25 protein-coding genes are annotated in these 25,149 nt (G+C 50.9%); 18 read left to right on the top strand and 7 right to left on the bottom strand.

Annotation, left to right across the window (positions count from 1 at the left end):
- Positions 1-347 precede the first annotated feature (347 nt).
- On the top strand, positions 348-1,700 hold the full coding sequence (locus BXP70_RS12040) for an alpha/beta hydrolase family protein (RefSeq protein WP_179197674.1): 1,353 nt from the start codon (positions 348-350) through the stop codon (positions 1,698-1,700).
- A 107-nt stretch (positions 1,701-1,807) separates the two neighbouring features.
- The gene (locus tag BXP70_RS12035) at positions 1,808-2,461 is read left to right on the top strand and encodes an OmpA family protein (RefSeq protein WP_086594325.1); all 654 of its coding nucleotides are present in this window, start codon (positions 1,808-1,810) and stop codon (positions 2,459-2,461) included.
- Between the two features lie 144 nt (positions 2,462-2,605).
- Here the strand turns inward: BXP70_RS12035 and BXP70_RS12030 are convergent, their stop codons facing one another.
- Entirely contained in the window at positions 2,606-3,451 is an 846-nt protein-coding gene (locus BXP70_RS12030) for a carboxypeptidase-like regulatory domain-containing protein (protein WP_179197673.1), read from the bottom strand.
- Between the two features lie 270 nt (positions 3,452-3,721).
- Here BXP70_RS12030 and BXP70_RS12025 point away from each other — a divergent pair, with 270 nt between their 5' ends.
- Positions 3,722-3,985 (top strand): FeoA family protein, encoded by a 264-nt coding sequence (locus BXP70_RS12025; protein WP_317044465.1) that lies wholly within the window; start codon positions 3,722-3,724, stop codon positions 3,983-3,985.
- A 10-nt stretch (positions 3,986-3,995) separates the two neighbouring features.
- Positions 3,996-6,188, top strand: coding sequence for a ferrous iron transport protein B (feoB, locus tag BXP70_RS12020; RefSeq protein WP_086594323.1), 2,193 nt, complete (start codon positions 3,996-3,998; stop codon positions 6,186-6,188).
- Between the two features lie 35 nt (positions 6,189-6,223).
- On the opposite strand, the gene BXP70_RS12015 is transcribed toward feoB, so the two are convergent.
- The 6 genes from BXP70_RS12015 to BXP70_RS11990 form a co-directional block, all read right to left on the bottom strand.
- Positions 6,224-6,931, bottom strand: a complete 708-nt coding sequence (locus tag BXP70_RS12015; protein WP_086594322.1) for an SAM-dependent methyltransferase — start codon at positions 6,929-6,931, stop codon at positions 6,224-6,226.
- A 30-nt stretch (positions 6,932-6,961) separates the two neighbouring features.
- The gene (locus tag BXP70_RS12010; protein ID WP_245849615.1) at positions 6,962-7,735 is read right to left on the bottom strand and encodes an alpha/beta fold hydrolase; all 774 of its coding nucleotides are present in this window, start codon (positions 7,733-7,735) and stop codon (positions 6,962-6,964) included.
- 55 nt (positions 7,736-7,790) lie between these two features.
- Positions 7,791-8,384, bottom strand: coding sequence for a hypothetical protein (locus BXP70_RS12005; protein ID WP_086594320.1), 594 nt, complete (start codon positions 8,382-8,384; stop codon positions 7,791-7,793).
- A 3-nt stretch (positions 8,385-8,387) separates the two neighbouring features.
- Positions 8,388-9,446 (bottom strand): selenide, water dikinase SelD, encoded by a 1,059-nt coding sequence (gene selD, locus BXP70_RS12000; RefSeq protein WP_086594319.1) that lies wholly within the window; start codon positions 9,444-9,446, stop codon positions 8,388-8,390.
- 58 nt (positions 9,447-9,504) lie between these two features.
- Positions 9,505-10,620: a tRNA 2-selenouridine(34) synthase MnmH gene (gene mnmH / locus BXP70_RS11995; protein ID WP_086594318.1), complete on the bottom strand. Its 1,116-nt coding sequence runs from the start codon at positions 10,618-10,620 to the stop codon at positions 9,505-9,507.
- Between the two features lie 90 nt (positions 10,621-10,710).
- The gene (locus tag BXP70_RS11990) at positions 10,711-11,433 is read right to left on the bottom strand and encodes a pyridoxine 5'-phosphate synthase (RefSeq protein WP_086594317.1); all 723 of its coding nucleotides are present in this window, start codon (positions 11,431-11,433) and stop codon (positions 10,711-10,713) included.
- 127 nt (positions 11,434-11,560) lie between these two features.
- Here BXP70_RS11990 and BXP70_RS11985 point away from each other — a divergent pair, with 127 nt between their 5' ends.
- From BXP70_RS11985 to BXP70_RS11920, 14 genes are all read left to right on the top strand, one after another.
- Positions 11,561-12,025, top strand: coding sequence for a GatB/YqeY domain-containing protein (locus BXP70_RS11985; RefSeq protein WP_086594316.1), 465 nt, complete (start codon positions 11,561-11,563; stop codon positions 12,023-12,025).
- Between the two features lie 83 nt (positions 12,026-12,108).
- Entirely contained in the window at positions 12,109-12,630 is a 522-nt protein-coding gene (locus tag BXP70_RS11980; RefSeq protein WP_086594315.1) for a CvpA family protein, read from the top strand.
- An 88-nt stretch (positions 12,631-12,718) separates the two neighbouring features.
- Positions 12,719-13,342: an anthranilate synthase component II gene (locus BXP70_RS11975; RefSeq protein WP_086594314.1), complete on the top strand. Its 624-nt coding sequence runs from the start codon at positions 12,719-12,721 to the stop codon at positions 13,340-13,342.
- Between the two features lie 2 nt (positions 13,343-13,344).
- Positions 13,345-14,127: an alpha/beta fold hydrolase gene (locus BXP70_RS11970; RefSeq protein WP_086594313.1), complete on the top strand. Its 783-nt coding sequence runs from the start codon at positions 13,345-13,347 to the stop codon at positions 14,125-14,127.
- Between the two features lie 113 nt (positions 14,128-14,240).
- On the top strand, positions 14,241-14,909 hold the full coding sequence (locus tag BXP70_RS11965) for a CBS domain-containing protein (RefSeq protein ID WP_179197672.1): 669 nt from the start codon (positions 14,241-14,243) through the stop codon (positions 14,907-14,909).
- Positions 14,910-15,036: 127 nt separating this feature from the next.
- Complete coding sequence (locus BXP70_RS11960) at positions 15,037-16,443, top strand: BamA/TamA family outer membrane protein (RefSeq protein ID WP_143436472.1); 1,407 nt, start codon at positions 15,037-15,039, stop codon at positions 16,441-16,443.
- 34 nt (positions 16,444-16,477) lie between these two features.
- Complete coding sequence (locus BXP70_RS11955) at positions 16,478-17,371, top strand: NAD kinase (protein WP_086594311.1); 894 nt, start codon at positions 16,478-16,480, stop codon at positions 17,369-17,371.
- A gap of 128 nt (positions 17,372-17,499) precedes the next feature.
- Entirely contained in the window at positions 17,500-18,393 is an 894-nt protein-coding gene (locus BXP70_RS11950) for a DUF6089 family protein (protein WP_086594310.1), read from the top strand.
- Positions 18,359-19,183, top strand: a complete 825-nt coding sequence (gene porG, locus BXP70_RS11945) for a type IX secretion system protein PorG (RefSeq protein ID WP_143436471.1) — start codon at positions 18,359-18,361, stop codon at positions 19,181-19,183. Before BXP70_RS11950 ends, porG begins: the two co-directional genes overlap by 35 nt.
- An 80-nt stretch (positions 19,184-19,263) precedes the next feature.
- Positions 19,264-20,010: an isoprenyl transferase gene (locus BXP70_RS11940; RefSeq protein ID WP_086594308.1), complete on the top strand. Its 747-nt coding sequence runs from the start codon at positions 19,264-19,266 to the stop codon at positions 20,008-20,010.
- Positions 20,011-20,018: 8 nt separating this feature from the next.
- On the top strand, positions 20,019-22,565 hold the full coding sequence (bamA, locus tag BXP70_RS11935; protein WP_086594307.1) for an outer membrane protein assembly factor BamA: 2,547 nt from the start codon (positions 20,019-20,021) through the stop codon (positions 22,563-22,565).
- A 33-nt stretch (positions 22,566-22,598) separates the two neighbouring features.
- The gene (locus BXP70_RS11930) at positions 22,599-23,273 is read left to right on the top strand and encodes an OmpH family outer membrane protein (protein ID WP_086594306.1); all 675 of its coding nucleotides are present in this window, start codon (positions 22,599-22,601) and stop codon (positions 23,271-23,273) included.
- A gap of 49 nt (positions 23,274-23,322) precedes the next feature.
- Positions 23,323-23,955 (top strand): OmpH family outer membrane protein, encoded by a 633-nt coding sequence (locus BXP70_RS11925; RefSeq protein ID WP_086594305.1) that lies wholly within the window; start codon positions 23,323-23,325, stop codon positions 23,953-23,955.
- A 75-nt stretch (positions 23,956-24,030) separates the two neighbouring features.
- The gene (locus tag BXP70_RS11920) at positions 24,031-25,086 is read left to right on the top strand and encodes an RluA family pseudouridine synthase (RefSeq protein ID WP_086594510.1); all 1,056 of its coding nucleotides are present in this window, start codon (positions 24,031-24,033) and stop codon (positions 25,084-25,086) included.
- The last annotated feature ends 63 nt before the right edge of the window (positions 25,087-25,149 follow it).

The following is a 25,149-nucleotide window of genomic DNA, read 5'->3' as shown; positions in this document are numbered from 1 at the left end:
GATTAGTACTGAAGTAGCATAGGTATGTTATAAAGGTGTAGTGAGAGGACAATTCGTTGAAAGTGAAGAATTATAATAATTATATTTTAATGGCATGGTTATTAAGCTGCTTTTTCACACGCAGAACGGAGGTTGCTCAGCAAGCTTTGCTAGTTAAATAGCCTTTAAGCAGCGTGAACAGTTAATTTTGCCGGATGAAAATCCGGTAGTTGCTAAATATCGTTTTTATTTTCAGCAATAAATAGGATTGTAGTGCTAGAAATAATTCAAAATATTGTTATCCAAGTACAGGAATTTTCGCTCACATCATGAAGAGAAACGTCTACTCTAGTCTTCGCTTTTGGGTTATGCTAGTATTTCTGATAAGCGTTGCGGCTATTCAGAATGCTTCAGCAGCAGCTCCACCACTGGAAGGCCGTTGGAAAGGGAAATTAAAGGTTCCGGGGGGCGAGTTGGAAATAGTATTTCGGTTAGTGAGCCTCACGAGCGGGGGGTATTTTGCTGCCCTCGACGTACCGCAGCAGCGAATTGGCAATCTAATGGTTCAGGTTGCCATGCAAGGAGATACTGTAATGTTTCTGGCTGAAGAAGCAGATAGTCGATTTAAGGGGAAGCTAGCCTCTGATGGCCATCAGCTACAGGGTACCTGGAAGCAGCCCGGCTACACCGCTCCCTTGGTGTTACAGTACGTTCCATTGATGATCAGCCCCAAAACTACTCGTCTTACGCCTCCTTACCGGGAAGAAGAAGTATCGTATACGAATACCTCTGCAAACCTGAAGCTAGGAGGAATGCTTACGGTACCCGCCGGACCAGGTCCTTTTCCTGCAGTAGTAATCATGTCCGACGCCGGTGCCCACGACCGAGATGGTTCGCTTGGCGATTATCACCCCTTAGGTTCCTTGGCCGATTATCTTACTCGCCGTGGTATTGCAGTATTACGCTTCGATGACCGAGGAATTGGCCAATCGGGCGGCAAGCCAGCCAGCAGCACGACCACCGAATTAGTGACCGATGTACAGGCTGGCATCTCGTTCCTGAAGTCGCGACCCGAAATTCAAGCTGCCCATGTTGGCGTTATCGGGCACGGGGAAGGCGGCAATGTAGCTTTATTAACGGCTGCCCAATCTCAGGGAGCTGCCTTTGTTGTTACCCTAGCCGCCTACGGCGTATCTGGCAGCGACCTAGTGTATCAGCAACAAGTGACTATGCTACACTCGCTGGGTATGTATAACGAGCAGGTTCAAGCGTCGGTACGCAATGAGCAGGAACTGTTAAATATTGTACGGCATACCCCCGATGATGAGCGGGCGCGTTCTATTATTGTTTCTGTGTTGCAAAAACAAGATGGTTCTGTTGACGAGATTGCCGCGTTAGCTAGAGCTGCTCAGTTAACCACGCCTCAGTACCGTGCCTTCTTGTCGTTCGACCCGTTGGCAAAACTACCCGCAGTTAAGTGCCCAGTGCTACTACTAAATGGTACTGCTGATCACTATACTACTGCCGATACAAACATCAATGCTTTGTCTAAAGGTCTGAAAACCAATCCAAATGTGACAGCCTATAAGTTGCCGAAAGTAAATCACCTGTTCCAGTCAGATCCGGACGAGTGGCCGGTAGTAAACGGCCAACGGAAGGAAACCTTTTCGCCCGAAGCCAAGGAGATTATTCGGGAATGGATTATGAAACAGGTGCAGTAAGTAGGAGTAACGAGTAGCAAAAACGAAAACACCTACGGCAAGAGACGCGGTAACTGTATCGCATCTCTTGCCGTAGGTGCTTTCGTATCAACTCTCCTCCTATTACCATGAAAAAGCACTTGTTATCTATTGTTGCGGTGGCTGCTATGTTGGCCTCCTGCAACGACTTAAAAAAGCCTGAAACGAAAGACCAACTCAGCGAAGCAACGTCAGATACCGCTGTGGTGGCCCGCACAGGCCAAACCGCAGCTGACGCTACTGCCGATGCCGGAGCAAAAACCGCAGCAGCAGTTACGGATGCTGGTGGTATTGTGGCTGATGCCTGGGACGTAACTAAAGAGAAGCTAGCTGATGTTAAGTTGCCAGAAATCAACTTGCCAGATATCAACGTACGGGGTAGTGAAAACTACAACGTGTACGGCTTAGAAGAAAAGGTGCTCTTCGATACTGACAAAGCGGAAGTTAAGTCAACAGCTACGAAAGCACTGCAACAGATTTCGGCTTCTATCGCCCAGCGCTACGGTAAAAACCAAGTACGCATCATGGGTTTTGCCGACTCTCGTGGTGACAAAGATTACAACAGAGAGCTGAGTGAAAAGCGCGCTGAAGCCGTGAAAAATTGGTTTGTGCAAAATGGCAAGGTAGATGCCTCGCGCATCAGTGTCGAACCTATGGGTGAAGAACAGCCAGTTGCTTCTAATGCTACTCCAAGTGGTCGTCAGCAAAACCGGCGGGTAGAAATCGCTGTGCGGACGAAGTAAGTTGGAAAGCTAGGCACTGCCTGGCATGATAAACGGAAAAAGGCCGGCTATTAAGCCGGCCTTTTTCCGTTTGATTTGATAATCATTCTATTCTGTAACTATTGCAGCACCTATGTACGTCAACGAGTAACCTAGCTTATTTAATTATTTATAAACGTCCACTTCCGCCTTGATCATGGCATTCCAGCGCTGCCCGTTGCTGGCTAGCGTCAGCAAGCTCCAGCCTTTACCAATGGTATAGCTCCACGTACGGCTCTCTTTGAACTCAAAGGTCGGGCGCATGATCTGACCATAAGGGGTGTAAGAGTCCATGAAGTTGGTTGTGTAGAAGTTGTCGCCGCTGACAATCCATTCCATCGCTACGAAGAACCCTTCGTCAGGTGCGGGAATGTTGTAGGGCGTAAGATCAATTGTATACCATTGACCGCCCTTAGGAGCCGATACCACAACGTTGTCGTTGAGAATGTCCGTGTTTGGCGAATTGTAGTTGCCATCGGCCTTATAAATACGCACGCGGAACGGCTCCCGCGGAAAGCCATTTTCTCCAATATAGAAGGAGGCCGAACGAATGTTACCTAGCTTTTTGCCTTTCTCGTTTTTCACGTAAAAGGCGTATTGCTGCCCCGGTAAGCCTTGCATCATGCCTTCACCAGGCGTATTTGATCTAGCCCCTAAGCCTAGGTTTTTTACCTTACTAGCTTCTACCGTTACGTTACCAAGTAGGATCTGGCGCTTTGGCACCTCGATGATCATATCTTTCTGGCTAACGCCGCGTTTTACTAGAACGGCTTTGCGAGCGTAACCGAGAGCGAGCACCACGAGCGAGTCTTGGGCATTCTTTTCAGGCCCAGACATTTGGAAGAAGCCGTATTCGTTCGTGAGAGCGCCAGACTGCTCATCACGCAGGCCGAGTGAGGCAAAAGGAATGGGTTCTTTGGTTTGTTGATCTACGATACGGCCCGAGATGCGATTTTCCTGAGCCCAGCTCACTATGGGTAATACTAGAGCAAAAGAGACGAGAGGGAGTATGCGTTTGAACATAGAGTATAATCTTGACATATACCGAAACTGCAATGAGTGTGCCAATCGAATACAACCCATAGCATAATAGTCATAGACCGAGTTGAGGATAGGTTATGATCTGCAGATCAGATAGTTAAGTATTTAACGTAAAATTTACTAGTCGTATGATAGGAGTTGGGCGAAACCTAAATGGGTAGTACCTTTGTTTGAATAGAATCTAAATAAAAGTATTCGCCTGTGCTTATTCGTCCCAAATCTCCCAAGCCTGCCGAACAGCGCCGCGTGACCGATCTTCGTCTTGGTGAGACCGGCACGATCTGTTGCCTGAAAGACCCTGAGATGGCGCTGAAGCTGCTGGAGATGGGATGCATACCGGGAACACAGGTGCGGCTAAATAGCCGGGCACCCCTCGGCTGTCCGATTACGCTAGTTCTTGGCGACGATGATTATACGTTGTCGTTGCGCGTGAGCGAGGCAGCTACTATTTTTTTGAAGGATTAAGTTTTGGAGCATGGCCGGCGGAGAAATTACAATTGACCGAACTGCTTCGGCAGCCTCGGCAGCCGCTTTGGAAGCTGTAGCAGCACACTTGCCGCGCAATCCTAAAGGCTTGACGCGAATTGCCCTCGTTGGTAACCCTAATTCCGGTAAATCGTCGCTATTCAACCAGCTCACGGGGCTCAACCAAAAGGTAGGTAATTTTCCCGGGGTAACGGTAGACCGTAAGACGGGTGTGAGTCAGCTCACGCCCCAGCACCGCGCCGAAATTATTGACTTACCAGGTACGTACTCGCTCTATCCGAAAAGCCTGGATGAAAAGGTAATTACCGATCTGCTCTACGATCGGACATCTGAGCAGTATCCGGACTTTGTGGTCGTAACGGCAGATGCTTCCAATCTGCGCCGTAATCTGTTGCTCTTCACGCAACTCGCCGACCTAGGTCTGCCCGCAGTGCTGGCGCTGAACATGATGGACGTAGCAGAGCAGCACGGCGTACACATTGATGTGGCCCAGTTGCAGCAGGAGCTAGGTGTCCCAATTATTCCGATGAACGCCCGCAAGGGCATTGGCGTAGCTGCGCTCAAAATTGTGATAGCACAGACGCTAGATGCACCTAGCGTGTCGTTTTATACGCCCTCAGACGAGATGTTGCCGATGATCCGGCAGATCCGTTATTACTTCAACCTGCATAACGATTATCTAGCGCTGCATTACGCGCACCAGTTCCGGCATATTAGCTTTCTTTCGGCCGACGATAGAGCTTACATCCAGGAGCTAACGGAGCAGTACGATTTTCAGCCAACGCCCCGGCAGGCCCAGGAAACCATTGACCGCTATGCGCGCATCAATGAGATTCTGTTGAACACCGTCGCTGTAACGCGCACAGAACGGAATGAGCCGTATAGCAACCGCCTCGACCGGGTTCTGACTCATAAAGTATGGGGCTACCTGATTTTCTTCGGCGTCTTATTTATGCTGTTTCAGGCGGTGTTTGCCTGGGCTAGCTATCCGATGGAGCTTATTGATGAGGGAGTTGCATGGATCAATAAGCTCATCCAGACCAACTTCCACGGGCCCCTTATCAACTTGTTGACGGAAGGGGTGCTGGCAGGGCTAGGGGGCGTCCTCATCTTTATTCCTCAGATTGCGCTGCTGTTCGCTTTCATTGCGGTGCTGGAAGAAACCGGCTACATGGCTAGGGTAACGTTCATGATGGACCGCATCATGCGCAAGTTTGGCTTGAATGGTAAAAGCGTTGTACCACTGATTTCTGGGGTGGCGTGCGCTGTGCCAGCTATTATGAGTGCCCGTACCATTGAGAACTGGAAGGACCGTATCATCACCATTTTCGTGACGCCGCTTATGAGTTGCTCGGCGCGCATACCGGTGTATACGGTGCTTATTGCCCTAGTAGTGCCTGATCAGAAGGTGCTAGGCTTCTTCAACTTACAAGGTATTGCCCTGATGGGGCTGTATCTGCTAGGGTTCTTTGCTGCCATTTTTTCGGCTTTAGCACTCAAGATTTTGCTGCGGCGCAAGGAGCGGAGCTACTTCATCATGGAGTTTCCCGTCTACCGCTGGCCACGCTGGAAGAACGTAGGTATCACCATCATTGAGAAGGTGAAAACTTTCGTGTTTCAGGCCGGCAAAGTAATCGTTGCTATATCAGTTATATTGTGGGTGCTAGCTTCTTACGGCCCCGGCAATGCTTTGGAACAAGCGGAAGCGCAAGTACGCGCGACAGCCACCCAGCAGCACCTAACCCCTGAAGAAACCGATAACCGTATTGCTTCGGAGAAACTCGAAAATTCCTATGCAGGTCTGTTTGGCCGGACGTTGGAGCCAGCTATTCGGCCGCTAGGGTTCGATTGGAAAGTAGGCATTGCGCTTATCACCTCGTTTGCAGCGCGGGAAGTTTTTGTCGGTACTATTTCTACGATCTACAGCGTTGGGCAAGATGCCGATATGCGCACGGTACAGCAGAAGCTAGCTGCTGAAAAAGATGACCAAGGCCAGCCATTCTTCACGCCGGCGCGTGCTTTTTCGCTACTCGTATTCTACGTATTTGCGATGCAATGTATGAGCACCTTGGCAGTTGTATACCGTGAAACAAAGGGCTGGAAGTGGCCCATTCTGCAACTCTTGTACATGACGGGCTTAGCTTACGTAGCTTCGCTAACAGTGTATCAGTTAATGAAATAACGCAACAAAGGCCGATGTACTCGGCCTTTGTTGCGTTAGCGCCCAATCACAAATACGGCCGGTTGCTTGTGAATATCGGGTAGTTTACCTTTCCAGCCAGCTACTGTGTTCGTCTGCACAAACTCATTCTCAGCAGTGAGATTAGCCGCAATACATAAGCGCGTAGAAGGCTGTAACTGGCCAATTAAGTCCTCTAACATTTGCATGTTTCGGTAGGGCGTTTCAATGAAAAGCTGCGTCTGATTCTGCGTGAGCGCCAGGCGCTCCAAGTTCTTAACCGCCGCAATGCGTTTAGGCTTCTCGATAGGTAAATAGCCATGAAAGGAGAAACTCTGCCCGTTCATGCCGGACGCCATCAGCGCGAGCAGCAGCGACGAAGGCCCTACCAACGGCACCACCCGAATACCTAGCTGGTGAGCAGCGCGAGCTAGCTCCGCGCCCGGGTCGGCAATACCTGGGCAGCCCGCCTCTGAAAGCACGCCGGCATCTAGTCCACTCTGCATGGGTTTTAATGCCGTACTGATGTCAGTTGGCGTTGCGTCTTTGTCGATTACGACAATGCGTAGCTCCTCAATAACTTGAGCAGGCGCTACGCTTTTGATGAAGCGCCGGGCCGTGCGAGCATTCTCCACGAGAAAATAGGAGAGGGCTGCTACGCGGGCTGCTATCTGGGCAGGTAGTACTTGCGCGGCAGTGTCGTCAGCGAGTACCGTTGGGATGAGGTAGAGAGTGCCGGGCTTCAAGTGAAAAAGGTAAAAGAGGTGAGCAGCCGTTTAGCTCTGCATAAAACGGTGCACCAACTCAAACACCCGGTCTGGGTTTTCGGCGTGCACCCAGTGCCCAGCATCCGGAATCGTTTCGACCTGGGAGTTTGGGAAAAGAGCCGGAATGCTGTGCAACTTATCATCGGCCGTGATATAGTCTGACAGACCACCGCGGATGAAAAGGGCTTGCTTCAAGAAAGGCTGCACACTCGTAATCGCGGCACCAATATCAGCGATGTGCATGGTCAGCGCATCAAGGTTCTGACGCCAGGCAAAGGAGTTATCGTCGAGACGATAGAGGTTTTTGAGCAGGAACTGGCGGATGCTGAACTGCGGGATGTGCTGAGCCAATGCTTCATCCGCCTGCTGCCGCGTTTGCAGCTTACCTAGGTCAACGGCGTGTAAGCCCGCCAAGATCTCATCTTGGTGCCGCATGTCTGAGAAGCTTGGCGCAATGTCCACGACTACCAAGCGCGCCAATCGCTCCGGATGATCGAGGGCGAAGCGCATGGCCACTTTGCCACCCATGCTGTGTCCGAGTAGCGTTACGTCTTGCAGTTGAAGCGCATCGAAAAGCTCCAATACATCGGCACTCATGACGTCGTAGGTGTGTTCAGAAGCATGGGGCGAGCGGCCATGGTTGCGCAGATCCGCCACTATAACTCGGTGACCGGTTTCTGCCCACCGTTTGGCTAGCGTTTGCCAGTTGTCAGAAGTGCCAAACAGGCCGTGCAAAATGAGCAGTGGCTTGCCTTGGCCTAGCTCGCGGTAGTGTAGTTGCATAATGGCAAAGGTAGTGCAGCCGAGCTATACGCCACGCTGCACCATAGGTAGGGAGTCAAACAAAGCAAAACCAACGCTGCCGTGTTTCCAGGTTGGAATTGCGCAGAAACTCCGCCACAGGTTCGAGGTTAGTAAGCAAGGAGGTTAGTGTCATGGTTTCGCCGGTGGCCAAGTGCAAACGCAAAAAGCTGTAGTTGCTCCAGAATAGGCGGCGAGAGATACAGGTGACGTACTCCACGCGCTGCAAATCGCGGCGGGCAAACGGAATACGGAAGTTGCCTTCGTATACTTCCAGCTTGTTTTGCTTGGGGTCGAACACCAACGTGGTGTGCAAGTTGCGCGCATAATACTGCGCGTGCAGCACCAGCGCAGGCACCGAAAAACCAAGGACAATGGCCGCCAGCGCCATTAGCAAGATTAATTCGTACGTGGAAAGCGTACCTAGGTACACAAAGGAACCCAGGAAGGGTAAGCCCACACACAAGCACAGCAAAGGCCAGAACAGCAAGTAGAATTGCCGCAGGAACGTAGGGCGGAACACTTTCCCCCGCGTACTGAAAAAGCTCGTGATGAAGCGTAAGCCTACCACAATGGTCATAACGGCAAAGCTAAACTCTAGCAGTGGCCGCAGAAACGCAAGTAGCTTCACCCGTTAGTGCACCAAAATCCAAGGTTCGTTCGCTTGGTGCGCGCGCAAATGGCCAAACGGCTGTAAGTCTAACCCATGCTGCTCAAACACCGCTTGCACCGCTGCCCGGCCTTCCGGGGCAACGCACACAAGTAAGCCACCACTAGTTTGGGGGTCGCAAAGCCACTGCTGTTGCTCGGCGGTGACAGGGCCAATCTTATGGCCGTAACTATCCCAGTTACGCATCGTGCCACCCGGTACTGCTTTCTGCTGCCGATATTCCTCGGCTTCCGCTAACAGCGGCACTTGGGCGAAAGTAACTTCCGCAGTTAAATTGCTACCCTCGCACACCTCCGACAAGTGACCTAGCAAACCGAACCCAGTGACATCCGTCATAGCGTGCACAGCTGCCAGTTGACCTAGGTCATAACCGATTTTGTTCAGTTGCATCATTTGATGCGGGGCAACGGCTTCGTGTTCGGGCCGCAGGATGCCGCGTTTTTGAGCTGTCGTCAACATGCCCACCCCAAGAGGCTTCGTGAGGTAAAGCTCGCAGCCAGCGGTGGCCGTGTCGTTTTGCTTCAAGTTCTTGATATCGAGCATTCCCGTGACGGCCAAGCCAAAAATAGGCTCCGGCGAATCGATGCTGTGGCCACCCGCCAGCGGAATGCCCGCTTCTTGGCAAATGCTACGGCTGCCTTCAATCACGCGGCGAGCAACTTCAGGGGCTAGCTTATCTACGGGCCAGCCGAGCACCGCAATAGCCATTACTGGCCGGCCACCCATCGCATACACATCACTGATGGCATTGGCCGAGGCAATGCGGCCAAAGTCATATGCATCATCCACGATGGGCATGAAAAAATCGGTGGTGCTAATCAGCGCTTGGCCCCCGCCGATGTCATACACGGCAGCGTCATCGCGGCTACTGTTGCCTACCAGCAACTTGTCGTCGTGGGGTTGGGGTAAGCTAGTATGTAGAATCTGGTCGAGAACCTTCGGCGCAATCTTGCAGCCGCAGCCCGCCCCGTGGCTGTACTGGGTGAGGCGAATGGTATCGGTAGTGCTTGAATCGGGAGTCATAAACAAAGGCTATTGTGTATTAACAAAGAAAGCCACTCCTAGGTGCAGAAACGACCAATTATTGACTCCAGGGTGTATCATCTGCCACTTCTTTGGAGCTAGGTGCTGGCGAAGTTAGCTCAACGGCCAGCTGCTTGGCTAGTTGCTGTAAGCCCTCTTGTTTTGCTAGCGCTAGCACGCGCGCTGCATTCTCCATTGCATCACAAGTGTCCGACTCGACGCGTACCACCCGAACGTTCTGCTTACTAGCCAGCCCATAGCTATAAGTCTTATCGTAGTAATTCAGGGCAATGGCTACCATTTTTTCCATATCTCCCACCTCGATGGCTGCTAGCGCTTCTTTCGTAGCTAAGCCACCTAGCCGTTTGCTGATGCGTCGAATAGCCTCAGCGAGCTGAGTGGGGTCTTCGCGGCCGTACTCAGCAGCTAGCTTACGAATGCGTACTGGCTGCGGAATATCCAGAACAAGTAGCGGTGCGTGGCGCATTTGCTCGAAAAAAGGCTTTGGAAGGCCAATTCCTCCGATGGTAAGGCTTTCGTCCTCCACCCACGAGACGGCATCAGCTGGCAGTTGGCTAAGAAACAAGGCTAGGTCGTTTTCAAACTGCTCGGGCGTAGGTTGCGGTGGCAGTCCGATGGCCCCGAATGAGGAGCCTTTGTGGTTTGCTAGCCCTTCCAAATCGACAACGGCTTCGTGCTGCCTTGCTAGCTCGTGCAACACATCTGTTTTGCCAGAGCCAGTGAGCCCGCCCAGCACCAACAAGGGGCGTCGCTGGGCAAATTGTGTTAGCGTCCAACGACGGTAGTCTTTGTAGCCTTTGTCGAGCAGATGCACCCGGAAGCCAGCTAGCTCCAGCAGCCATTGCACGGCGCCACTACGCATGCCACCCCGCCAGCAGTGCAGCCGCACTTCCTTGTTGGGAGCAATTTTTTGTGCTTGCTTCACCATACGGCTCATTTTCGGCCCGAAAAAGTCAAGGCCTACTAACACGGCTTTCTCCTGACTTACCTGCTTATAGGTGGTGCCGATGCGCGCACGTTCCTCATCAGAGAACAGCGGAAAGCTCACCGCCCCTGGGATGTGCCCCTGTGCGTGCTCCACAGGGGCGCGCGCATCAAGAATTGGTGCAGCGGCAGAAACCTGCAGAAAGTCGGGAAGGGGGAGGCGAGGCATACTTGTCAATTAATAATCACCAGTTAGCAATCACCAACTTGGTACGGAGTACGACAGAACGGCCGTACCTAGGTTGCTGACTAGTAACAGTTAGATGATAGAGGTGAGTTGTCGGCGGTACAGCTGGATGGTGTTTTCTAGACCTAGGTAGAGCGCGTCACAAATCAGCGCGTGGCCAATGCTGACTTCCGCCAGGGCCGGTAGATTCTGGTGCAGATAAGCTAAGTTCTCCAGATCCAGGTCATGACCAGCATTTACACCTAGGCCTAGCTGCTGGGCGAGCTCGGCGGCCGCACGATACGGAGCAATAGCCGCGGCCGGATCGGCTTTGTACTGCTGGGCGTAAGCTTCCGTGTATAGTTCGATGCGGTCGGCGCCGGTGCCCACGGCTGCCTTCACCATAGCTAGGTCGGGGTCGAGGAAGATGGATACGCGGCAGCCCAGCGCCTTCAGCTCCGTCACGATACCGAGCAGGTACACTTGGTGCTTTACGGTATCCCAACCGGCGTTGGAGGTAATAGCGTCGGGCGCATCAGGCACGAGCGTTACCTGCTCCGGTCGCACTTCGCGCACTAGCTCCAGAAAATCTGGGGTCGGGTTGCCTTCTATATTAAACTCCGTCGTCACGATATTTTTCAAATCGCGCGCATCCTGGTAGCGAATATGGCGCTCATCGGGGCGCGGGTGCACGGTAATGCCTTCGGCGCCGAACCGCTCACAATCGCGGGCAGCTTGGAGGAGGTCAGGGCGGTTGTGCCCGCGTGCATTCCGCAGCGTGGCTATTTTATTTATGTTTACGCTTAGCTTTGTCATCAGATTTACGCCTGAGTATAGTTTCCTCATACGGGCAGTGTGCTCCAAAAGTACACGGCTCATTGAAACTGCCATTGGAATTTAACCTCATTCTTCACGGCAGTTCTCCACTAAACCACTCCCTCCCATGGCTCTGAAAGAAACCATCGACGCAGATATTAAGAAGGCAATGCTGGCCAAAGACAAAGTGCGGCTTCAAGCCTTGCGCAGCATTAAGTCACAGATTCTGCTAGCCGAAACCGCCGAAGGTGCTCACGGCGCGGCTCTCGCGCCCGACGCCGAAATAAAACTCCTAACCAAAGCCGCCAAGCAGCGCCGCGAAGCTGCTGAAACGTACCAAAAGCAGTTTCGCTCCGACCTCGAAGAAGTAGAGCTAGCCGAGCTGGCCGTTATCGAAGAATATCTGCCCAAACAGCTGTCGGAAGCTGATCTAGTAGAAAAGCTCGTCGGCATTATCCAGCGTGTAGGTGCCACCGGCCCTTCCGACCTAGGTAAGGTAATGGGCGCTGCGGCCCGCGAACTGTCTGGCCAAGCGGACGGGCGCGTGATTTCACAGGTAGTGAGCAACTTGCTTAATAACACGAACGTGTAAAAGCACAAGGAGCAATGCATCATGAGTGGTGAGGTTTATCATTGCTACATGGGAAATTGCTCCTTGTTTACTGCTCCTTGGCAATGTCTGGCTTCGATATTCTACTGTTGTTGCTTCTAGCAGTCGGCGCCGTCAAAGGCTTTCGGCGCGGCTTAGTCATTGAGCTAGCTTCGTTGCTGGCGTTTGTGCTGGGCGTAATCGGTGGGCTGGCCTTACTCAACGATGCTGTTCCTTTTATGCGCAACTACATCGGCGAAGCTTTTGGGTTCCTGCCGCTCGTGTCGTTCGTCTTCGTATTCGTGCTGATTGGGTGGGGCGTGCACCTGCTAGGTGGGGTCATCAAAACGGCTATCCACCTGACGCCGCTCGGGGTGTTCGATAACGTGTTAGGCGGTATGTTAGGCGGGGTCAAATGGCTACTTGGCATGAGTTTACTGCTTTACGGCATTGGGCTAGCCGACTTGCCACTGATTTCGCCCAAGCTAGCTGCCGAGTCACAGGTGCTGCCATTGGTGAAAGAAGCTACACCAGTAGCGTTGCAAGTAGTAAGCCTCATCATGCCCTTTGCTGGTACACTCTTAACCCAGCTACGATCTGTATTTTAAAGTAGCCAACCGCAGTAGAGTGGAGCAAGTGCATTGAACATCTTGCTCTATCCTGCTGTTGCTGCTATTCTTACCTAGTTGCCTGTCCGTGCATATTCTGCTGCTGGATAATTTTGATTCTTTCACTTATAACCTGCTCGACTATCTCCAGCAAGCAGGCGTTACGGTAACGGTGCGCCGTAACAATGTGTCGGTCGAAGAATTGAAGAAACAGCATTTTGATGGCATTGTGCTGTCACCAGGGCCTGGTACACCTAGCCAGGCAGGTTGTCTGATGCAGGCTATTGCGGAGTATCACCAGGAAGTACCGATGCTAGGAGTGTGTCTAGGCCACCAGGCTATAGGTCAGTTCTTTGGGGCCAATGTGGTGCGCGCTACCCGGCCTATGCACGGCAAAGTGTCAGAGATACGGTGCGCAGCCGATGACCCTTTGTTCACCGATTTGCCTCGGCAGTTCATCGTCACGCGGTATCATTCACTCACATTAAGCGGCTTGCCCCCAGAGCTAGTACCGCTAGCTTATACTAACGACGAACACAGGGAACTCATGGCGTTGCGGCATCGTACGCAGCCACTTTACGGGGTGCAGTTTCATCCAGAAGCCCTGCTCACCACCCAAGGGCTAGCTTTACTTCGTAATTGGGTTAACTATTGTATCATTGCAAAGGATGCTCGGGTGGCATCAGCTGACCCCATGCTCTCTGTCATATAGTTATGGAATTTCAGATCAAGGAACGCGGCGAGTACCAGTACATCGATGAAGGGCAGGGGGAAATACTGCTGCTCTTACACGGTCTGTTTGGCGCCCTGAGCAACTGGGAAGAAGTGATTGCGGCATTCAGTCCTGAATACCGCGTTATTATTCCGCTGCTCCCCATCTACGAGATGCCACTCACCAAGGCCGGCGTACCAGGATTGGTTTCGTTCGTGGCAGGCTTCGTCAAAGAGCTAAAAATTGATGAGCCGGTAACGGCACTCGGTAATTCGCTCGGGGGGCATGTGGCGCTAGAATATGCCTTGCGTTACCCCACGCAAGTACAGCGCTTAGTACTGACGGGCAGCAGCGGCTTGTTCGAAGATTCCATGGGTGGCTCCTTTCCGAAGCGAGGCAACTATAGCTTCGTACAGGAGCGTGTAGCCTATACCTTCTACGACCCTTCGGTGGCGACCAAGGAACTAGTCGACGAAGTGTTTGGAGTGACGAATTCCAATGCGAAATGTTTGCGTATTATCAGCATCGCGCGCTCCGCGCAGCGTCACAACCTCAGCAAGGACCTAGGTCGGATTACGGCGCCAACGCTGCTGGTATGGGGGTTGAATGATACGATTACGCCGCCTATGGTGGCACACGAATTCAACCGATTGCTCGTTAACTCGGAGCTATACTTCCTAGACCATTGTGGCCACGCGCCCATGATGGAGCGCCCACACGAATTTAATATCCTGTTGGACAGGTTTTTGCGGCGCACTGTTACGCAGATAGTGACAAGTCGATAAACAATCGGCGCTACTGTTTGCTAATAAGGGGAGCGTACGCTTTATTGCTTACGTAACTATTGCTACGCGTAGTGAAATTTTGCTGCGTTTCCTGTTTCTCGCCGATAGACCGCATGATTGCCGAAGACTTGCTCAATCAAATGATTCCGCCGCTTAAGGTGTCGGATTCGGTCGGCAAAGCGGCCCGGTGGCTCGAAGAGTTTCACGTTGGTCAATTGCCGGTAATTAATAACCGCGAATACCGTGGCTTGGTCACCGAAGCTGATTTGCTCGACCACGCAAATCCGGAGGAGTTGCTGGCCACTGTTCCGATTGGCTACGCCAATCTACATGTGCAATACAACCAACATTTCTACAGCGTCATGGAGCTAGCTATTCAGAACAGAGTGCAAGTAGTACCTGTACTCAGCGAAGAGCGCGAGTATCTAGGCATCGTATCCGTGGGCGACACAGTGGCTGCCTTTGGGCAAATGCCTATTGCTGCCGGACAGGGCGGTATTTTGGTGCTGTCGATGGATGAGCGTGATTACTCCCTGACGCAGATTAGCCGCTATGTGGAGGAAAACAACGCCAAGATTCTAAGCGCGCACGTCGCGCAGGATGAACAAAACCCGTACAAGATTCGCTTGACCCTGAAGCTCAACACGCCGAGCCTCACGCGCATCATTGCTACACTAGAGCGCTTTGGCTATGTCATTACGGCGCAGTTCAATGGCGCCACCGAAGCCAGTGAAGACGAGCAAGACCGCTTTGATGCGCTGCTGAAGTATTTAAGCTTGTAGGGCATTGGTAAATTGAGTGAGCTATAGAACAGAGGCAAGCTTCTTGCTCGAGAAAAGCGCAACAGTTGCTATCCATTCTAACGCAAGACGACTTATCCGAAGTTTAATACTCATTCTGTCGCTTGCGTTGCTGAGCCGGGTAGCCGCGGCTTCAACTCTATCCGATTCTCTGCGCCGTGCCCCACTCGATAGTCTGATGCAGGCCCAGTGCCCAGGCTATACAGTTGTGCGGGTAGCCACAGTGCTATTCGTTGGAAACGGGAAAACGAAAGAACGAATTCTGCGCGCCGAGCTTGATTTTCAGGAGGGTGATACCCTAGTCGTCCGCAGGCTAGGTCAAAGGCTGGAGGAAAATCGCCGCCGCATTTTCAACCTACAGTTATTCCACTCCGTTGCCGTACAGACGGTGTGCCGCGACGGAGAAATTACTGTATTGTTTGGGGTGCAGGAACGGTGGTACACGTTTCCAATCCCCATCTTTTCACTCGCCGACCGCAATTTTCGGTCGTGGCTTGATCGTCCGGACCGCTGGAAGCGAGTCGACTACGGTGTGCACTTGGTGCGGCGTAACTTTCGCGGCCGAAATGAGCAGGTCATCGCCAATGTGCAGTTAGGTTTCAACCGCAAATATGAGCTGTTCTACGAAGCACCTGGCTATGGTCGGCGCCGACGTATTGGCTTCGGTGCGGGAGCTTCCTACTACCGTAGCCATGCACTCGATTACGCTACGGTTCGCGACCGGCTTGCCAACTTCCGGGAAGATGAAGGCTTTCCGATCGAGCGACAATACATAACGGCTGGCTTACGGTGGCGTCGTACGGTGCAACATCTATCGGCTTTCGATGTATCGTACCATCACGAACGAATTTCGGATTCTGTTCAGCAGCGTAATCCTGCTTATTTCCTAGGTAGAACCCGGCGTGAGTTTCTGGATTTTAGTCTGACAACTACTCTTAATCAGCGCAACACATTCGCTTATCCGCTAACGGGGCGCTTTGTACAGCTAGGTCTTGTGCAACGGATGTTTTTGACGCCAGGCAGCTCTCCTGTCACTACTGCTCGTGCTCGTTACGTGCAGTACATTGACCTAGGTCGTCAGTTTTACTACAACATCGGGTTGCAAAGCCAGTTACGATTTAGCCGACGAGTAGCTTATGCTGATAATAGAGCCTTTGGCTACGATGCTCTCGTGCGAGGCTACGATGCCTACGTGATAGATGGTCGGCACTATGCACTAGTTCAGCAGAGTGTCTCGTATCAGTTGTTTGATGCGGCCCGTATTCAACTAGGAGGCATTCAAAACCCTAAAGTCAACACGATTCCATTGGTGCTTTATGCGAACCTTTTCACAGATGCTGGTTATGTTGGGGCCCCCACGCCCTGGCCAAACAATCGTTTACCCAATCAATTATTAGCTTCGGTAGGCGTCGGTTTGCATTTAGTTACGTACTACGACCGAGTCTTAACCGTTGAGTACACGCGGAATGCACGTGGTCAAGGCGGTTTTTTCTTCCGATCGGAGTTTCCTATTTGACTTTTACACCCTGCCACGGCAGGTTATATTCCTTATGAGAATAGCTATCCTGGGTAAGCCTTTCAGCGAAGCTGCGCAACCCTTCGTACAGGCACTTCTCGAAGATTTAGTGGCACGCCAAACCGAAGTACTCATCGCGGAATCTTTTCGCACGTACCTCGATAATAGCCTCCGCCTACCGGAAGGCATTGGGAGCTTTCGCCGTGGTGACTCGCTACGCGGAGTGCAGTTCGTGTTTAGCATTGGGGGCGATGGAACGTTGCTGGACACGGTTACCTACGTTGGCAACTTGCAGATCCCAATCCTAGGTATCAATGCTGGTCGGCTAGGCTTCTTGGCTACCGTTACCCCCGCGCATTTATCGCAGGCTATCGATAGCTTATTCAAAGGCCACTTCGTTATTGAAGAGCGAAGCCTGATTAGGGTTGATACAGATCCCGATGTATTCGGAGACATCAACTTCGGGCTAAATGAATTCTCTATCTTGAAGCGTGATACCTCATCAATGATCGTTGTGCACACCTACATCGATGGTGAGTATTTGAATTCTTACTGGGCCGATGGTCTAATTGTGTCAACCCCAACCGGTTCTACGGGCTATTCTTTGAGTTGTGGCGGCCCTGTAATGCTACCGCAAACCAACAATTTTATCATTGCGCCCGTATGTCCGCACAATTTAAATGTTCGGCCACTTATTGTTTCCGACCGCAGTGTCATCTCTTTCGAAATTGAAGGGCGCAGCAACAATTTTTTACTGTCACTCGATTCCCGATCGATGCCTGTGGATGCTGGCGTACAAATTGCAGTCCGGCGAGAGACCTTTACTGCTCGGTTAGTAAAGCTTAATCACGTCAACTTTTTAAGCACTTTAAGAAGCAAGTTAAACTGGGGATTAGACCGACGAAATCCGGCTGGTATACCATTGTGAAACATACACATTTTTTAATCATTTGTTTTTAAAGTTCTCAGCAACTTCTACTTTTGTCATTGATTACAATCGTGGCGCTACCATTTTTTGAATAATTTGATTTAGCATTTTCTTAACAACCCGCTTATATGAAGCAAATTTTCACTCATACTTTAGGTCTGCTTCTAGCAGTTACGCTAGTCGCGACCGAGGCTAATGCGCAACAGTTTACTAAGCGGAAACAGTACAATTCCGTGGGCATAACGCTGAATGCTATGAACTACTTCGGCGATATTGTCCCCAAAGCTAGCTTTGCGAGCTTCCGGGTAGCAGCTTCACGTCCCAACGTGGGCATTAACGTTACGCGTCGCTTCGCGCCACGGCTCTCAGGTCGTGCATCCTTTGCTTATGGCCGCATCACGGCAGAAGATTCTAAAGCAGCTGACCAAAACGATCCGGATGCGCGTTACCGCTACAACCGGAATATGAACGTTCGGAACGATATATTTGAACTATCTGCCGTCGGGGTCTTTGACTTGATCGAGAACCGAAATAACTATCTCAAGCGTCCAGACTTCGTTCCTTACGTGTTTGCTGGTGTAGCTGTGTTCCACCACGCGCCCAAAGGTCTAGTTGAAGGTGGCAATACTGGCGGTTTAACTACAGGTAGCTACATCGATTTACAGCCGTTACAGACAGAGGGCGTATCGTACAGCAAGACCCAAATCTCAATTCCTTTTGGTGGGGGTGTGCGCTATAAACTGAACAAAAGCTTTGACATCGGTTTAGAAATCGGCTGGCGTAAGACTTTTACCGACTATCTAGATGACGTGAGCAAGAACTACATCGAGCGCAGCCGTTTGGTTACGCCCGCCGCTCAATACTTTGGTCATGACAATGTTCGTAATACCACCGACTTCACAAACTTCAACGAGCCTGGCCAAATGCGCGGCAAAGGCAATGAGAAAGACTGGTACATCGTTACCGGTTTAACGCTCAACTATATTCTTGCTCCGCGCGTTAAGAGCCCGAAATTCCGCTAGGCAGTCTTATCTTGGCTGTCTCATTCCATCAACAGCCAGTATAATGACAAAGTTGGTTCTCCGTTCAGCACTCCTTGCTTGCTTCGTGCAAGCAGGGAGTGTTTTTTTTGCTTCTTCGGCATCTGCTCAAAATACTAGCGAACTAGGGCTAGGCTTAGGCGGGCTGACCTATAAGGGCGAACTGTCTCCTAACTATCAGTTTAAGAACAACCGACCAGCCTTTACCATCTTTTACCGGAAGGATGTGTCAGCGCCTATTACGTTGCGCGGTGCGCTATTGGGAGGGCTATTGAGGGCCGACGACGGCAATGTGAAAGGCGAAGGCGGAACTACGCCTCCGCTGCCGGCTTACCGGCAAGCCAACATGAAAGGAAGCCTGCTGGAGCTATCAGGAGCACTTGAGTATAATTTCTTTGATTATCACAACCGGCGCGATAAGGTTCACTTCACTCCGTATGTATTTATTGGTATAGCAGGCTTCTATGCCAACACAGAAACCAAAACCAACAATGGCGCATTAGCCAGCGAACTGAATAAAAAGGGCAGTATGCTTGGAATCTCCGTGCCAGCAGGCATCGGCTTCAAGTATGCCATGTCACGGCGCTGGAACCTAGGGTTAGAGGTTGGTGCTCGTAAAGCCTTTACGGACAATTTGGATCATATCAGCAAGCAGAGTCCTTTAATTGCCAACAAGCACGATCAAGATTGGTATTTCTACAATGGGGTGAGCATCTCTTATACCTTCTATAAGATTCGTTGCCCCGAGGATGCACCAACCGCTAAGAAGTAATTGAGGCACAGAGTGTCATATTCGGAAAGAGGGAATGCAACCATTTGCGTAACTTGCGGCCTCTTTACTAAAAAATACCGATGGCCTCCCGGTCCGAAATTGACTCCCATAATATTCCTGCCCATGTTGCCGTTATTATGGACGGCAACGGCCGTTGGGCGAAGCAAAAAGGTGGATTACGCATCTTCGGGCACCAAAGTGCGATAACCGCCGTTCGAGAAACAGTGGAATCTGCTGCAGAGCTAGGGGTTCGATTCCTGACGCTGTATGCTTTCTCAACTGAGAACTGGAACCGGCCGAAGCATGAGGTAATGGCATTAATGCAGCTTTTGGTTCATACCATTCGCCAAGAAACGCCAACACTACTTAAAAATAGTATTCGCTTGCAGGCAATCGGTCAGATCAGCAGTCTGCCTAACTCCTGCCAACAGGAGTTAGCCGAAGCTATTGAATTGACAAAAGCTGGCACGCGCATGACGCTTGTGCTAGCACTCAGCTACAGTGGCCGATGGGATTTAACGCAAGCGGCCCAGCGTATGGCTGCAGATGCAGCTGCTGGTAGATTGCAAGCAAGTGAGATAAATGAACAAACGATTGGTCAATACCTAGCTACTGCTGGTATGCCCGACCCAGAATTATTAATTCGCACTAGCGGTGAACAGCGCATCAGTAACTTTCTGCTTTGGCAGCTAGCTTATACTGAATTGTACATTACAGACTTGCTGTGGCCGGATTTCCGAAAAGAGCATTTCTACGACGCCATCCAGGCGTACCAACGCCGGGAGCGGCGCTTTGGCAAAACCAGTGAACAGCTAACCGTTTCGTAAGCTTTCGAATGAGTTCTTCTTTTAATACGCTTTTGCGGCTGTTGCCAATGGCGCTGGTGCTAGGCTTAAATGCTGGCACGGCGCAAGCGCAAACAGCTCCTGTGACCTCACCAGCCCCGGCCGGTGAAGAAGCCCAGCGCTATGAGCTAGGGGGTATCACCATTAGTGGTACACGCTACTTAGACCCTAATACGCTTATTGGGCTAACAGGTTTAAAAATTGGTGACCCAATTACGATTCCAGGCGAAGAAATTGGTAGAGCCATTCGCAAGCTGTGGGATCAGGGCATCTTGGGCGACGTAAGCGTGAGCATTACGCGTACTGAAGGGCGGCGTATCTTCTTAGATTTCAATCTGAAAGAACGGCCACGTCTGTCGAATTTTGTGTTCACGGGTATCAGCAAAGGACAAGCTGATGAACTCAAGAATAAGATCAAGCTGATTCGTGGCAAAGTGGTAACGGACGCGCTACTGAATAATACGCGCACGCAGGTACGGAAGTACTATACCAACAAAAGCTTTCTTGACGCAAAAGTTACGATCACGCAGGTGCCCGATTCTGCTTTGTCGAACAGCGTCGTGCTGCGGATTAACGTTGATAAAGGTGAAAAAATCCGGATTCGTGATATCGCTTTCGAAGGAAACGAAGCCTTCTCGGAAGGTAAGCTGCAGAAGAAGTTAAAGAAGACGAAAGCCAAAAAACCTTATAAGTTACTGACTTCCGGGAAGTTTCAGCAGAAGGAGTACGACGAAGACAAAACCAAGCTGCTTGACTTTTACAACGCGCAAGGTTACCGGGACGCCGTTATTGTGTCCGACACGCTGATACGGCAGAAGGACGGCCTAGCGTTGCGCATCCGGGTAGATGAAGGCCCGAAATACTATTTCCGCAATATTACCTGGAGCGGTAATTACCTGTATGATGACAAGACGTTGGCTTCGGTACTAGGTATCAAATCGGGTAGCGTATACAGCAAGGAAACGCTAGACAAGCGCCTAAACTACAACCCAACAGGTCAGGATATTACGTCGCTCTACATGAACGACGGTTATTTGTTCTTTCAAATTGATCCGGTAGAAACCAAAGTAGAAGGCGATTCTATCGATATCGAAATGCGCCTAAGCGAAGGCGTGCAGGCGCGCATCAAAGATGTGAACATTGCTGGTAACACCAAGACCAGCGACCATGTACTGCGTCGGGAACTGCGTACTCTCCCTGGCGATAAGTTCAACCGGGAGCTGCTGATCCGCTCACAGCGAGAGATTTCGACCCTAGGTTATTTTGACCCAGAAAAAGTAGGTATCAATCCTGTTCCTAACCCCGCGGATGGTACGGTAGATATCAACTATACCGTTGTGGAGAAACCCTCTGACCAGATCACCCTGTCAGGTGGTTGGGGTGGCTATGCGGGCTTTATTGGTACCGTAGGTTTGGTGTTCAACAACTTCTCGCTACGCAAAGCTGGTGACTTCCATAACTGGACGCCGGTGCCAGCGGGTGATGGCCAGCGTTTATCCCTGAACGTGCAGGCAAACGGCTTGCAGTACCAAGCCTACTCCATGTCTTTCACGGAGCCGTGGCTAGGTGGTCGCAAACCTAACTCCCTTTCCTTCAGCCTGAATAGAAGTATTAGCCGCATCACCTACGGCAGTACGTTTGACGTAAGCACTGGTAGCTATATTAAGTCAACTAGTGCTTCGCTAGGGCTAGGTCGCCGTTTGCGTATTCCGGATGATTATTTTACACTGAGCAACTCTCTGTCGTTCACACAGTACGACTTCCAAAAGTACGGTCAGTACCTAGGCGGCGGGCTACCTGAGACGGGCAAAGCGAACAACATCACCTTTAACACAACGTTGTCTCGTAATAGTATTGACAACCCAACTTTCACGCGGCGCGGGTCTTCTTTGTCACTGAGCTTAAGTTTAACGCCACCTTATTCTGTGTTCAAGGGCTCACACCCTGACCCAATCGAATGGATTGAGTTCCATAAGTGGATGTTTGATGCTTCATGGTTTACACCTCTTGTGGGTAAACTGGTACTGAACACACGGGCGCACTTCGGCTTTATCGGTACATATAACGGCAACCGTACTCCTGGACCCTTTGAACGCTTCAAAATGGGTGGCGCAGGCCTAGGTTATGGCGGATCAGCAAACTTCTTGGTTGGTACCGAATACATTGGCTTACGTGGTTACGCTGACCCCAATGATGCAAACGCTATTCCGACGGCACAATCTAACCAGAGCGGAGGTATCGTGTACAACAAGTATGTGATGGAGATGCGTTATCCGGTGAGTTTGAACCCGGCTGCTACGGTCTATGTCTTAGGGTTTGCGGAGGCTGGCAACTCTTTCGATCAGTACACGAACTACAACCCATATAAGCTCTACCGTTCGGCGGGCGTAGGTGCGCGTATCTTTATGTCAGCCTTCGGCTTGCTAGGCTTCGACTATGGTATTCCGTTCGACGAAATTCCACGGAATGCCAACAATGCTGGTACACCTGCCAAAAACGGCATTTTTCACTTCATCATTGGTCAGCAAATTCGCTAAATCGCGCTTCTCACCCCATAGCGTTATACACTTATGAAGAAGTCACTTCTGCTATTTCTACTGGTACTGCTGCTATGCGCCACCGCGCAAGTGGCGCAGGCCCAAAAGTTCGGCTACATAGATTCGGAGTATGTGCTGAGCAAGATCCCGGCTTATTCAACGGCTCAACAAGAGCTCAATACCCTGTCTGGTAACTGGCAGAAGGATATTGAGAACCAAAAGAAGGATCTTGATAAGATGTACCGCACCTACCAAGCTGAAGAAGTACTACTCACCGAGCCAATGAAAAAAAAGCGTCAGGAAGAGATAGTAAAGAAGGAGCAGGAAATCAAAACCTATCAAAACAAGATATTTGGTTTTGAAGGCCAACTCTTCAAGAAGCGGCAGGAGTTGACGAAGCCAATTCAAGATCAAGTGTTTGAAGCCGTCGAGAAGGTAGCTAAGAAGAAACAGCTAGCTATTGTGTTCGACAAATCGGGTGACTTGACCATGTTGTACACCAACCCGGTACACGATTACACGGAGTTTGTGTTGGAAGAGCTAGGTTTGGCAAACGAAGAGCGGAACCAACCCGGTCAGAAAGGAGCAGTACGAACGGTAGAAACTCCCAAAACTCCTACGGGCGATACCGCCGATTCGGAGCCGGAACCTACTCCAAGAGCTACGCGTTCCAACAATGGACAGCGTTCGACTGGCGGAAAAAATTAACTTTGTATTCTAAATCAACTCTTTGACTGTTTTTCTTTTAATGACACCTATGAACAAAATCCGCCTTGCCCTAGCCGCGGCTGCTCTCACTTTCGCTACGTCTACTGCTGCACTGGCTCAAGCTCCGTTGAAAATCGGATACACCAGCGTAGAGTACGTGCTCAGCCAGATGCCCGAGAGCAAGCAGATTGAGTCGCAACTGAAAACGTATAGCGGCCAGCTGGAAAACCAGTTGAAAAGCAAATACAGCGATTACCAGGCAAAAGCTGAAGCTTACCAGAAAGGTGCAGCAGCAATGACCGAGGTAGTACGCGCCGATAAAGAAAAAGAATTGACTGGGCTGCAAACTTCTATTCAAGAGTTTCAGCGTAGCGCTGACCAAAGCCTCCAGCAAAAGCAACAGGCTTTGCTAAAGCCTGCTCTCGACAAGCTTCAGAAGACTATTGACCAAGTAGCTGATGAAAATGGCTACACGTACGTACTGAATTCGGATGGTGCTAGCCCAGTATTGCTACACGGCCCTAAGGATGGCGATATCTCAGATCTGGTACTAAAGAAAATGGGTATTACCCCTGGTGCCGCTGCTGCTGCTAGCGCTACACCTGCTGCTCCGTCAATAGCAGCGCCGGCTGTTCCGACCAGCAGCAATAGTGCTAGCAAGACGAAAACCAAGAAAAAATAGGTAGTTCGTATTTTTCAATCAGACAAGCCGGGGCCCTGTGTCCCGGCTTTCTTGTTTCAACCCACTGCTATCTTTATGTCTGACACAGACCTGCTTTCTACCGCCGATGACCTGCCCGAAGACGACGACATAGACGGCGGTGATGAACTCTATGAACATCACCGAATTCGTGTGGATAAGGGGCAAGAATTGCTGCGCCTCGATAAGTTTCTATTTAACCGGCTTCCCAACGCTTCTCGTACTAAAATTCAGAATGCTATTGAAGCAGAAGCGGTACAGGTTAACGACAAGGCTGTAAAGCCTAACTATCGAGTCAAACCCTTCGATGTTATTACCATTACGCTGCCTGAACCGCCGCGTGAGGTTAAAGTAGTACCGGAGCCCATGGAGTTGGATATCCGTTATGAAGATGAATCATTACTACTCGTAAATAAGCCTGCGGGCCTAGTTGTGCATCCCGCTTTCGGGAATTGGAACGGGACGCTGGTAAATGGGCTAGCTTACCACCTCAGTAATTTGCCAACTGGCCGCAACGGTGAAATCCGGCCTGGCTTGGTACACCGCATCGACAAGGATACATCAGGCCTGTTGGTGATTGGCAAAACGGAGTGGGCAATGACGCACCTTTCGCAGCAGTTCTTTCACCATACCATCGAGCGTACCTATCTAGCATTGGTGTGGGGCGTACCCAAAGAGCCACAAGGCACTATCCGTGGTCATATTGGACGCAGTCTTAAAGATCGTAAGGTGCAGGCCGTTTTTCCCGATGGGGAACAAGGAAAACCTGCCGTCACGCATTATAAAGTGCTTCGTTCTTTTCAGCACGTATCATTATTGCAATGCAACCTAGAGACGGGGCGTACGCACCAGATTCGGGCTCATATGAAATTCATTGGCCATCCACTGTTCTCCGATGCTACTTACGGCGGTGACCGAATCGTATATGGGCAGCCCGTTGGTTCTTACAAAGCGTTTGTTGAAAACGCATTTAAACTCATGCCACGCCAAGCATTGCATGCGAAGTCACTCGGCTTTGTGCATCCGGTTACAGGGGAGCAGATTCATTTTGAGGCCGAGCTACCCGCTGATTTCGAAGCAGTGCTAGCTAAGTGGGAGGTGTATGCTCCGTAGTAAAAGCTGCCTATTATACAACAAAAAGCCCGCTACCTAGGTAACGGGCTTTTTTGTTATTAG

This window comes from Hymenobacter crusticola, from assembly GCF_002154225.1.
Taxonomy (GTDB): Bacteria; Bacteroidota; Bacteroidia; order Cytophagales; family Hymenobacteraceae; genus Hymenobacter; species Hymenobacter crusticola.
Note: the sequence above shows the minus strand (reverse complement) of the source record. Positions and strands in the feature narration are given on the sequence as shown.